11 protein-coding genes and 1 tRNA gene are annotated in these 11502 nt (G+C 70.5%); 9 read left to right on the forward strand and 3 right to left on the reverse strand.

Annotation, left to right across the window (positions count from 1 at the left end; genetic code table 11):
• The first annotated feature begins 1 nt into the window (after position 1).
• The 8 genes from lspA to J3P31_RS11960 all read left to right on the forward strand — a co-directional run bounded on the left by lspA (position 2) and on the right by J3P31_RS11960 (position 8303).
• The gene (gene lspA / locus J3P31_RS11925; protein ID WP_210528661.1) at positions 2–523 is read left to right on the forward strand and encodes a signal peptidase II; all 522 of its coding nucleotides are present in this window, start codon (positions 2–4) and stop codon (positions 521–523) included.
• A gap of 31 nt (positions 524–554) precedes the next feature.
• Entirely contained in the window at positions 555–764 is a 210-nt protein-coding gene (locus J3P31_RS11930; protein ID WP_210528662.1) for a hypothetical protein, read from the forward strand.
• Between the two features lie 121 nt (positions 765–885).
• The gene (locus J3P31_RS11935) at positions 886–2268 is read left to right on the forward strand and encodes a M16 family metallopeptidase (RefSeq protein ID WP_210528702.1); all 1383 of its coding nucleotides are present in this window, start codon (positions 886–888) and stop codon (positions 2266–2268) included.
• Positions 2265–3677, forward strand: a complete 1413-nt coding sequence (locus tag J3P31_RS11940) for a M16 family metallopeptidase (RefSeq protein WP_210528663.1) — start codon at positions 2265–2267, stop codon at positions 3675–3677. Before J3P31_RS11935 ends, J3P31_RS11940 begins: the two co-directional genes overlap by 4 nt.
• Positions 3678–3753: 76 nt before the next feature.
• Positions 3754–5598 carry a DNA mismatch repair endonuclease MutL gene (gene mutL / locus J3P31_RS11945; RefSeq protein WP_210528664.1) on the forward strand — a complete coding sequence of 615 codons (1845 nt, stop codon included), beginning with the start codon at positions 3754–3756 and terminating at the stop codon, positions 5596–5598.
• A 58-nt stretch (positions 5599–5656) separates the two neighbouring features.
• Positions 5657–6142, forward strand: a complete 486-nt coding sequence (locus J3P31_RS11950; RefSeq protein ID WP_210528665.1) for a hypothetical protein — start codon at positions 5657–5659, stop codon at positions 6140–6142.
• Positions 6143–6209: 67 nt separating this feature from the next.
• Positions 6210–6542 carry a DUF3775 domain-containing protein gene (locus tag J3P31_RS11955; protein ID WP_210528666.1) on the forward strand — a complete coding sequence of 111 codons (333 nt, stop codon included), beginning with the start codon at positions 6210–6212 and terminating at the stop codon, positions 6540–6542.
• Between the two features lie 102 nt (positions 6543–6644).
• On the forward strand, positions 6645–8303 hold the full coding sequence (locus J3P31_RS11960; protein WP_210528667.1) for a peptidoglycan-binding domain-containing protein: 1659 nt from the start codon (positions 6645–6647) through the stop codon (positions 8301–8303).
• A gap of 73 nt (positions 8304–8376) precedes the next feature.
• Here the strand turns inward: J3P31_RS11960 and J3P31_RS11965 are convergent, their stop codons facing one another.
• The 3 genes from J3P31_RS11965 to J3P31_RS11975 all read right to left on the reverse strand — a co-directional run bounded on the left by J3P31_RS11965 (position 8377) and on the right by J3P31_RS11975 (position 10147).
• Entirely contained in the window at positions 8377–9675 is a 1299-nt protein-coding gene (locus J3P31_RS11965) for a PPC domain-containing protein (RefSeq protein ID WP_210528668.1), read from the reverse strand.
• A gap of 195 nt (positions 9676–9870) precedes the next feature.
• Positions 9871–9996 (reverse strand): type B 50S ribosomal protein L36, encoded by a 126-nt coding sequence (ykgO, locus tag J3P31_RS11970; RefSeq protein WP_037280171.1) that lies wholly within the window; start codon positions 9994–9996, stop codon positions 9871–9873.
• 76 nt (positions 9997–10072) lie between these two features.
• Positions 10073–10147, reverse strand: a tRNA-Val gene (locus J3P31_RS11975).
• 143 nt (positions 10148–10290) lie between these two features.
• On the opposite strand from J3P31_RS11975, the gene J3P31_RS11980 reads away from it, so the two are divergent.
• Positions 10291–11151 (forward strand): N-formylglutamate amidohydrolase, encoded by an 861-nt coding sequence (locus J3P31_RS11980; RefSeq protein WP_210528669.1) that lies wholly within the window; start codon positions 10291–10293, stop codon positions 11149–11151.
• The last annotated feature ends 351 nt before the right edge of the window (positions 11152–11502 follow it).

Here is an 11502-nt window from a genome sequence, read left to right on the forward strand (position 1 = left end):
CATGCCCCGCCTGCGCCAGCCGCCTCCAACGCGCCTGATGGCCTGGACGGCCTTCTGGATCTTCATCCTCGACCAGGCCACGAAATGGTTCGTGGTCCATTGGCTCGACCTCCGGACCCGTCTGGAGATCGACGTCCTTCCGCCGCTCGTCAACTTCCGCATGGCCTGGAACCGGGGCGTGAACTTCGGGCTCCTGGCGGACATCGACATGCGCTGGGTGCTGGTCGCCCTGGCGATCGCGATCTCGGGATTCGTCGTGGTCTGGATCCTGCGCGAAGGCGGGGGACGGCTCGTCCACGCTGCGGCCGGCCTGCTGATCGGGGGGGCGCTCGGGAACGTCGTGGACCGCGTGCTCTACGGCGCCGTGGCGGACTTCCTGAACATGAGCTGCTGCGGCATCGAGAACCCTTACGCGTTCAACGTGGCCGACATCGCCGTCTTCGCCGGAGCGGCGGGGCTTGTGCTGTTCGCCGGGCGGGGAAAGAAGAAGCCGCAGCGGCCGAAGCCCGCAAAGACGGGGTGACGCCTGGAAATGGCTGCGCTATGAGGGCTGCATGACCGCGTCAACTCGCCTTCGCCGGGCGGCCTGGGCCGCACTGATCTTCCTCAGCGCCTGCGGTGGCGTGCAGGGCGACTGGCGTGCCACCTTCGGCAAGGCCACGCCCAATCCGGTCATTCTGGCCCCGGCGCTGCCCCTGGTGACGCCCGCCACGCTGGACCTTCCCGCACCGGGCGGCGTCAACCGGGCGACCCCGGGCCGCTAGGCCGCCTCGCGCCTCATCACGTCAGCGTAGCCCCGGCTTGCGGGTCGCCTATGTTCGGTGGACTGTGCCCCAACTGTCCGCTGTCCGGAGGAATTCGCCCGTGACCCGCCTGCCCGCCCTGATGCTGGGCCTGATTGCCGCCTCTCCCGCCCTGGCGCAGGAGGTGACCACCGCCACGCTAGACAACGGCATGGAGGTGGTGGTGATCGAGGACCACCGCGCGCCGGTCGCGGTCCACATGGTCTGGTACAGGACCGGCTCCGCCGACGAGCCCCCCGGCGTCTCGGGGGCCGCGCACTTCCTCGAGCACCTGATGTTCAAGGCCACGGATGACATGGCCGCCGGGGAGTTCAGCCGCACGGTGGCCGAGAACGGGGGCACTGACAACGCCTTCACCAGCTTCGACTACACCGCTTACTACCAGCGGGTCGCGGCCGACCGCCTCGCCCTCATGATGACCATGGAGGCGGATCGCATGAACGACCTCCAGCTCACCGACGAGGACATCGCCACCGAACGGCAGGTGATCCTGGAGGAACGCAGCACCCGCGTGGACAGCAACCCCGGCGCCATCGCGCAGGAGCAGATGCGGGCCGCGCTGTTCCTGAACTCGCGTTACGGCACGCCGGTCATCGGCTGGCGGCAGGAGATGGAGGCGCTGGACCAGGGGCCCGTGCGCGCCTTCTATGACCTCTATTATTCGCCGAACAACGCGATCCTGGTCGTCGCGGGGGACGTGGACCCGCAGGACGTCATCGCCATGGCCAAGGATCACTACGGCGTGCTTCCGGCCGAGCCCGGCCTGCCCGAACGGTTCCGTGCGCAGGAGCCGCCGCAACTGGCCCAGCGCCACATGACCTACGAGGACCCGCGCGTGTCGCAGCCCTATGCGGCCCGCACCTACATCGCCCCCGCGCGCAAGGCCGGCGACCAGAAGGAGGCCGCCGCCCTGACCTACTTGGCCGAGATCCTGGGCGGGTCGTCCTTCACCTCGGTCCTGGCCGAGAAGCTGACCTTCGAATCGCAGGTCGCGCTCTTTTCGGGCGCGGGCTACGACGGCACCGCCCTGGACGACGGCACTTTCAGCCTGACCGTCGCGCCGCAGCCGGGCGTGACGCTGGAAGAGGCCGAAGCCGCCATGGACGGGGCCCTGGCCGAGTTCCTGCAGGACGGCGTCGACGCGGCGCAGCTCGAGCGGATCCGCACGCAGCTCAAGGCCTCCGAGATCTACGCCCGCGACAACGTGGAAGGGCTGGCCAACCGCTACGGCGCGGGGCTCGCCTCGGGGCTCACGGTCGATGACATCACCTCCTGGCCCGAGGTGCTTCAGCAGGTCACGGCCGAGGACATCATGGCCGCGGCGCGCGATGTGCTCGATCCGCGATCCTCGGTCACGCTTTACGTGACCGCTCCCGCCTCCGGAGGGTCGCAGCCCGCCCCGGCCGCCGCGGAGCCCGCCCCCGCCTCTCCCGAGGACGTTCCTGCCGAGGAAGCCCAACAATGATCCGCGTCATCCTTGCCTCCGTTCTTTCGCTCTGGGCCGTGGTGGCGCAGGCGGACATCCAGATCCAGCAGGTGACCTCGCCGGGCGGGATCAAGGCCTGGCTGGTCGAGGAGCACTCCATTCCTTTCACCGCCCTCGAGATCCGCATCCGGGGCGGCGCCAACCTCGACCGCGACGGCAAGCGCGGGTCGGTCAACCTGATGACGGCGCTTCTGGAGGAAGGGTCGGGCGACATGGACGCCCGCGAGTTCCAGGAAGCGCGCGAGGGGCTCGCCGCGTCGTATGGCTTCGACGCCTTCGACGACGCGATCGGCATCTCGGCCACCATGCTGAGCGACAACCGCGACCAGGCGGTCGACCTCCTCCGGCAGGCGCTGGTGGAGCCCCGCTTCGATCCCGACGCCATCGAGCGGGTGCGCGGGCAGGTCCAGTCGATCATCGCGTCAGATGCGCAGGACCCGCAGTCGATCGCCAGCGACACCTTCATGGCCGAAGCCTTCCCCGATCATCCCTACGGCTCCAGCATCAACGGCACGAGCGAGTCGGTCGCCACCCTGACGCGCGAGGATCTGCTCCAGGCGCATCGCGACACCCTGGTAAGGTCGCGGGTCTATGTGGGCGCGGTGGGCGACATCACGCCCGAGGAGTTGGGCCGGCTGCTCGACACCCTGCTGGGCGACCTGCCCGAGGACGGTCCGCCGCTGCCCCAGGTCGCCGAGGCGGACCTGCACGGCGGCACCACGGTGGTGGACTACCCGACCCCCCAGGCCGTCGCGATCTTTGGTCAGACGGGACCCGAACGGGACGACCCCGACTACTTCGCCGCCTATGTGCTCAACCACATCCTGGGCGGCGGCGGCTTCGAGTCGCGCCTCATGGACGAGGTGCGAGAGAAGCGGGGGCTCACCTACGGGATCGGGACCTCCCTGGTGGACAAGGATTACACGGACCTGTGGCTCGGCTCCGTGGCCTCGGCCAACCAGACCATCGGGCAGGCCATCGACCTCGTGCGCTCCATCTGGGCCGACGTCGCGGCGAATGGCGTGACCGAGGAGGAACTGACCGGGGCCAAGACCTACATCACCGGCGAATACCCGCTCCGCTTCGACGGCAATGCGCAGATCGCAGGCATCCTTGTCGGAATGCAGATGATCGGCCTGCCGCCCGAATACGTCGTGAACCGCAACTCGTACATCGAGGCGGTGACCATGGACGACATCAAGCGGGTCGCGGCCGAGCGCCTCGATCCCGAGAGCCTGCACTTCGTGGTGGTGGGCCAGCCCGAGGGCCTCGATGCCGGAACCTCTCCCGACGCGGCCCTTGTCCCTGCGGGAGAAGGTGCGACGGCGGGGGGCCCGGCCGAGGAGCCGGTCGACATGGCACCGTCGGACGGCGAAGCCACGCCGTAACAGGTCCGGCCCAATCGGGGGCCGCCCCGCCGCGCCCCTCTTGGCCGGGTCCCATCGGCGCGCGTAAGGTTCGGCCATGACGCGCGCCTTCGCTCCGCCCCCCGCTGCGCCGACGATCCGGCCCCTCGACGCGCATGCGGTGAACCGCATCGCGGCCGGGGAGGTGGTCGAGCGTCCGGCCTCGGCCGTCAAGGAGCTGGTGGAGAATGCGCTCGATGCCGGCGCTTCCCGCATCGACGTGGCCATCCGCGAGGGTGGGCGGGCGCTCATCCGCGTGGAGGACGATGGCTGCGGCATCCGGGCCGAGGAGCTGCCCCTCGCGCTGGCCCGTCATGCGACCTCCAAGACCGATGGCGAGGATCTCCTCGACATCCGCTTCTTCGGCTTCCGGGGAGAGGCGCTGGCGTCCCTGGCCGCCGTGGCGCGCCTCACGCTCACGAGCCGCGTCGAGGGGGCCGACGCCGCCCTGATCGCGGCCGAGGGGGGGCGGCTGGGGCCCGTGCGTCCGGCTGCCCTGTCCCAGGGCACTGTGGTCGAGGTGCGCGACCTTTTCTTTGCCACCCCCGCGCGGCTCAAGTTCCTCCGGGGCGAGCGTGCCGAGGCCCAGGCCATCGCCGACGTGGTGCGCCGCCTCGCCATGGCCGAGCCCTTCGTGGCCTTCACCCTGCGCGACCTGACCGGCGGGGAGCGGCTGGTCCTCCGGCTTGATGCGGAGGTGCCCGATCTGGACGGCCCGCGGGAGGCGCTGCGGCGTCGGCTGCGGGCTCTCATGGGGCGGACCTTCTCGGACGGCGCGATCCCCCTGGAGGCCGAGCGCGACGGCCATCACCTGACCGGTTGGGCGGGCCTGCCGACCGAGGCGCGGGGCTCGGCCACCGCGCAGCATGTCTTCGTCAATGGGCGGCCCGTGCGGGACAAGCTGCTGCTCGGGGCCTTGCGGGCGGGCTACATGGACGTCCTTGCATCCGGCCGGCATCCCATGGCGGCGCTGTTCCTGGACTGCGACCCGCGTCTCGTGGACGTGAACGTCCACCCCGCGAAGGCCGAGGTGCGGTTCCGCGACACCGATACCGTCCGGGGCCTTGTCGTGGGCACCCTGCGGCGGGCGCTGGCGGACCTGCGCGGCGCGCCGCTGCTCGCGGACGAGCTCATCGAGGCCGCACAGCCTGCGACCTGGGCGCCGGCCGTCGCGCCGCCGGCCCATGACCGCGCCCCGACGCCGTCGTCCCGGGCCGTGGAGGCCGCGTTGCGCGCCCAGGCGCCCGCCTTCGCCGAGGCGATGCCGCCCGCCGCGCCCTGGGTGCCTGCGGCCGAGGTCGACGACGTCCGCCACCCGCTCGGCGCGGCGCGGGCGCAACTGCACGGCAACTGGATCATCGCCGAGACGGCCGGGGGCCTCGTCCTCGTGGACCAGCACGCCGCCCATGAGCGGCTGGTCTATGAGCGGCTCAAGCGCGAGGCGGCCCAGGGGCCGGTGCCCTCCCAGGCGCTGCTGATCCCGCTGGTCGTCGAGCTGTCCCAGGACGAGGTGCAGCGCCTGCTGGACGCTGGCCCCGACCTGATGCGCCTCGGCCTCGTGGTCGAATCCTTCGGGCGCGCAGCCGTGGCGCTGCGCGAACTTCCGGCGGCCCTGGCCGGGGCGGACGGGGCCGCGCTCCTGCGGGACGTGGCGGCGGCGCTGGGCGGGGATGGAGGCGAGGACGGGGGCGACGGCGGGCTTGGACGCCGGCTCGACGCCGTGCTGTCGCGCGTGGCCTGCCACGGATCGGTGCGCTCTGGCCGACGACTCCGGCCGGAGGAGATGAACGCCCTCCTGCGCGAGATGGAGCGGACGCCGAATTCCGGGCAGTGCAACCACGGGCGCCCGACCTTCGTGGCGTTGCAGATCAAGGACATTGAGCGGCTGTTCGGACGTCGCTGAATGGACAGGGCCATGGCAACGGGCTAGCCTTCTCCCGCGCAGCAAAGGGAGGGACGGCATGTCCTGGCACAAGGCGATGGCGGCGGCGGCTCTGCTCCTGCTCGGGGCCTGCGCGCAGCAGGCGGGAACGCAGGGGGCGGCGCCTGCGGGCGGTTTCCAGCCCCGGCAGCTCGAGATCGCGAATCTGTCCCAAGGCTACAACCGCACCTTCGAGCAGTCGTTCACCGAGGCACCCTTCGCCAAGGGGGCGATGTCCGTGGTCGCGACCGAAAACGGCGAGCTCCAGACCTATGACCTGGTGCCGTGCCAGGGCGGGGCGGCCATCTGCGCCGGCAGCCTGACCGGACCGGCCGTGCGCCTCGTCCGGACGCCGGACTGGTCGGTGGTCCAAGGTCTCTATGGCCGCACCTTCTGGCTCAGCCATGGCGGAGACGGCTACCTGGAACGCAACGGGCAACTGGTGCCGCTGACCTGGGAGGCGCAGATCACCGGAACCGGCGACGGCAGCCTGCCCAGCCTCGAGACACCTTACCGCCACGGCTGAGGCCCGGCCCCGGAACCGGATCCGACGGCCGTCCGTTGGCGTGGCCGACGCAGCAAGGGGAAGTTGGATGGAGATCGGAATCGATCAGGTCGGCGAGGTCATCCTCCTCGCCCGCGAGATGGTGGAGCAGTACACGGGGGCCGACGACCAGTTCGATGGCCTGATGGCCGGCTTGAACGAGGATCAGCAGCTCGATCTCGTCGCCCTGTGCTGGATCGGCCGCGGGGACTTCGAGCCCGAGGAATGGGACGAGGCCCGCCGCACCGCCGCCGAGGAAGCGACGCTGAGCACCGCCGACTACCTGAAGGGCGTGGATCATCTGGCCGAACATCTGGAAGCCGGGCTCGAGGCCATGGGCATCTCGCCGACCGATGCCGAGGACAGCGCCATCGAGAGCTGAGCGTCCGGCGCGGGACAGGGCGTTATTGCATAGCGACGGACGTGCCTCCATCTCGGCCCCGATCCCCGCCTGTCGGGTGGGGCCACGGGAAAGGACCGAAGCATGCGCCGACTCCTCGCGACCTCCGCCCTTCTGATCCTTGCGCCCGTCCTGGCCCGGGCGGCGGACGTGGCGCTGGTGATGGGCACGGCCGATTACGGCGCCTTGCCCGACCTGCCCCGGGGGACCGAGGTGGTCGAGGCCGTCGACGGGCTCGCGGGGCTTGGCTTCGATGTCCTGACGGTCGAGGACGGCGCGGTCGCCCAGGTGTCCCGCACCCTGGCCGACTTCGTGGCGCGGGTGCCCGAGGCCGAGCGCCTCCTGGTGGTGCTGTCCGGGCGCTTCGTCACCGACGGGACCCGCACCTGGTATCTCACCCGCGACGCCGCCGCTCCGAGCCTGTTCGGGTTGGATGAGCGCGCCGTTCCGCTGGAAAGCCTGCTGCAGGTGCTGGCCCGGGCACCGTCGCGGGCGGTGCTTCTTCTCGGGGTCGATCCGGGGGGGCAGGTGGCCTTCGATCCCTGGCTCCGCGAAGGCGTCGGCGCGCTTGCGATCCCGCAAGGGGTGACGGTCCTGACCGGGGCGCCGCGCGCCGCCGCCAACTTCCTGGCCGATGAGCTGTCGGCGCCCCGGGCCGACCTGTCCCGGCTCGTCGCCGAGAACGGCAACATCGCCGTCGCGGGTTACCTGCCGCAGGGCTTCGTCTTCGCCGGCGGTCCTCCGACGGCCGCCTCGGACCGGCAGGACGCCGAGGCCGAGGAAACGGCGCTCTGGCAGGGGGCGGCCGCCCTGGATACGCTGGACGCCTATCGCAACTACCTGTCCGCTTATCCGCAGGGCCGCTATGCCACGCAGGCCCGGCAGGGCATCGAGGCCATCCTGGCCGAGCCGAACCGCGAGCAGCGTCTGGCCGAGGAGGCCCTGGACCTCACGCGGGACCAGCGTCGCGAGATCCAGCGCAACCTGTCGCTCCTCGATCTCGATCCACGCGGGATCGACGGGATCTTCGGGCCGGGCACGCGGCGGGCCGTCACCGACTGGCAGCAGCAGAACGGCTTTGCGCAGACCTCGTATCTCGACCGCGAGCAGATCGAGCGTCTGGCCGCCCAAGCGGCCCGTCGCGCCCAGCAGATCGAGGCCGAGGCCGAGCGGCAGCGGGAGGCGGCCCAGGTCGCCGAGCGGGCCTACTGGGAGGAAAGCGGCGCCCGTGGCGACGAGCCGGGGCTTCGCGCCTACCTGGAGCGGTATCCGGACGGGATCTTCGCGGACACCGCCACCGAGCGGCTGGCCCGGATCCAGGACGAGAATCGCCGGCAGGCGCAGGCCGCCGACCGTGCCGCCTGGGATCGCGCGCGTGGTGCCGACAGGACGGAGGCCTACGAGGATTACCTCCGGGGCTATCCAGAGGGCCGCTTTACCGCAGAGGCGCAGGCGCGCCTTGCGGAGCTGGCTCAGGCGGACCGGAACGCGCAGGCCAACGCGCAGGCCGATGCCGAGGAGCGGGCGCTGGGACTGAACAGCCTGACCGCGCGCGTGGTCGAGCAGCGGCTCGATGTGCTGGGCCTGCGCCCGGGCGAGGTGGATGGCCGATTCGATGCGGACACCCGCCAGGCGCTGCGGGCCTACCAGCGTGATCGGGGCCTGCCGGTGTCCGGCTACCTCAACGAGCCGACCCTGGTGCGGCTGTTGGCCGACACCCTGGGCCGGGCCCTGGCGGAATGAGGCGCCCCGTCCGAGGCAGGCCCAGGGACCTGCCTCGTGGCTCCGCCCGAAGCGGAAGGGGTCCGGGCGGCCTTTACTGGGGGGCCGGCTGAGCGGGCACGTAGCTCTCGAAGAGCATCCGGGTCAGCGCCTGCGTGCCTTCGCCCATCTGCCGCACGCCGACGACATAGGTGCCGGGCATCACCCGGGCCGCGATCATCGAATCGTACGAGGTCCCGTTGTCGTCGTTGAAGGCGATCTGCCGGCCGAAGTCGTCGAACAGCACCAGCGACGGATCGCCCATGTTGTTCGTCACCGCCTCCACGAGGATCAGCCCGCCCTGGGTCGCCTCGAAGGAGAACCAGGTCGTCTTGTCGGTGGTCTGGACGTCCTGCCGCAGCCGCGTGGTGATCGGGCCGAGCGCCGTGACCGGATAGGACCCGTCGAGCGGAGGCGAAGCCTCGCCGCGGTCGTACATGCCGATCTGAGCCGCCTGGGCGTCATAGGCCGAGACCGTGACCGTGACCGGCTGCGACGTGTCGCTGAGCGCATTCATGGACAGGCAGTAGGTCCCGGGCTGGAGCGGCGCGGCCATGTCGATCCGCGAATTGAGGCCGTCCCAGTCGTCGTTGTCGGCCAGATAGGATCCGAACTCGTCGTAGAGCGTGATGCTGGGGTCCGCGTCCGTGTTCTCGGCGGTGATCGAGATCGCCGTCGGGGCGGACAGGCGGAAGCCCCAGAACGGGACCTCGTTGACCGAGGCCGTCGCGGTGATCCCGCCCGTGCCGAGGAGGCTGTCGATCGGCTGGCCGTCGCCCAGGAAGGTCGAAAGGGTCGCCATGTCGCAGGCGCCTCCGCCCACGGGCGTGACCGGAGCGTCGGGCTGCGTCGGCTCGACCGGCGGCATCGGTTCGACCGGCGTATCGGCTCCGGCGGTCAACGCTTCCTGGTCCGTCCGGGCCACGCGGACGAAGCCGGTCATCGGAGAGCCATCGTACGATCTCATGGACAGGCAGTAGCGGCCCGGCTGGAGGTTCGTCTCGGCCCGCGCGGCCCCATTGCCGCCCGAATCATCGTCGGACAGGACGATGTCGCCAGCTTCGTTCCGCAGGTCCATCGCGGGATCGCCGGCGCCGCGCCCCTGCGCCTCGAGCCGCACGTCCGTCGGCGCCGAGACCGAGAACAGGGCGACGTACTCGTTGTTCTGGAGCACCAGGGCCATCTGCTCCATGTGGCTGGCGGCGGTGGTCACGTCCGAGGCGGCCTCGGTGCCACCGATCCATTGGCCATTGGCGCTGACCCCGCCGCAGAATTCCTGCGAGGCGGCCGGAAGTGCGGCGCCGATCGCGAGGGCGGCCGCCGAGCCAAGCCTCCATGCGGTCCTGGTGATCATCGGATGAGCCCTCTCGCTGCAGGTTCCTGTCGGGCGGAATCTACGGCGACCGGGGGGGCGCAAGCCAGCGCCAAGTGCTCGATGCCCGGTGTGGAAAACCGGACCTTCGGTCCCGGGGTGCCAGCGATCCCGGGGCAAACGAAAAGGGCCGCCCCAGTTTCCCGGAAGCGGCCCTTGCGTAACGCTGGCTGCGCCTCAGCCCTGACGGGCCTTGTAGCGGCGCTGGGTCTTGTTGATCACGTACACCCGGCCCTTACGGCGCACGACGCGGCAATCGCGATGGCGCTGCTTGAGCGAGCGAAGCGAGTTGGCGACCTTCATCGTCGTCTCTCCTGTTCGCGGCGCGCATTGCGCCTTGGTTGCGTTCATGCGGGGTCCGAGGAGCCTCGCCGGAATATGGTGGGCGGTACTGGGATCGAACCAGTGACCCCTACGATGTCAACGTAGTGCTCTACCGCTGAGCTAACCGCCCGGTCCGCGCCGCTGGCCGCAAGGCTGTCGGCGTCGGGTGGGCGGTGGATAAATGCTGTGAAAGGGGCGGTCAAGGGCTTTTGGCATGTCCGTGTTTCGCGCTATGTAGACCTCCGGCTCGTTTGTGACGGATCCTCGACGCTTATGACCCAGGCCTTCCAGATTACGCGGCCCGAGCGGCGGACCACCTCGGTCGTGTTCGCCTCGCCTCATTCGGGACGCGAGTATCCCAAGGCCTTCCTGGACAGGGCCGAGCTCGATGCGCGGGCCATCCGGTCCTCCGAGGACGCCTTTGTCGACCTCCTGTTCGACTGCGCCCCGGCGCATGGGGCGCCCTTCCTGCGCGCTCGCGCCTCGCGGGCGTTCGTCGACCTGAACCGGGCAGCGGACGAGCTCGACCCCGCCCTCATCGAAGGTGTGCGGCGTCCGGTTCACAACCCGCGGGTGGCCTCGGGACTGGGGGTGATTCCCCGGGTCGTGGCCGGGGGACGGCCGATTCATCGTGGCCGCATCGCCCTGTCCGAGGCGCAGGGGCGGATCGACGGCTACTGGCGGCCTTACCATGAGGCGCTGCAGGACCTTCTGGTCGAAAGCCACCTGGCCTTTGGCGAAGCCATCCTGATCGACTGCCATTCTATGCCACACGAGGCGATCGAATCGGTCGGGACCCCGGGCGGAGCCCGGCCCGACGTGGTTCTGGGCGACCGTTTCGGGGCCGCGGCCTCGACCGCGATCGTCGACCAGATCGAGGCCGCCTTCACCGGGGCCGGCCTCCGGGTCTCGCGCAACATGCCGTTCGCCGGAGCCTACATCGTCCAGCATTACGGACGGCCGTCCCGGAGGCAGCACGCCGTCCAGGTGGAGATCGACCGTTCGCTTTACATGGACGAGCGGCGTGTCGAGCCCTTGGCCCGGTTCGAGGAGTTCCGGACGTTGCTCGGGGCTGTCGTTGCCCGTTTGACGGCGATTGGGTGTCCGGAGGGGACGCGGGTGGCGGCGGAGTGAGGGCTGTGGCGGGCCGGGGGCGGGCTGGGGGCGGTGCGGCTGTGCTGTGGGGTTGGGCGCTGTGGCGCTTTGACGTTGAGTTAAGCGGGCGCTTGTGCAGAAAGTCCTTGCGGCCCTCGGGGGTCTTCACTAGATAAGCGCTCCACGGTCGGACGCTGGCGGCGCGGAAGCGGGGTTGGCGGGCTGGACGGGACCTTGTTGGAGGGGTGAGCGGCTGGGGGTTGCCTGGGAACGGGCGACCGGGGCTGCGCTTCCGACGTGGTGGCTGTTTGACATGGATGACGCATTGAAGGGATATGCGGGCGGTTCCGGGTTGGTTGGCAACGACGGACTGGACGTTTGCATATCGGG

Source organism: Rubellimicrobium arenae (assembly GCF_017916275.1).
GTDB classification, from domain to species: domain Bacteria; phylum Pseudomonadota; class Alphaproteobacteria; order Rhodobacterales; family Rhodobacteraceae; genus Rubellimicrobium; species Rubellimicrobium arenae.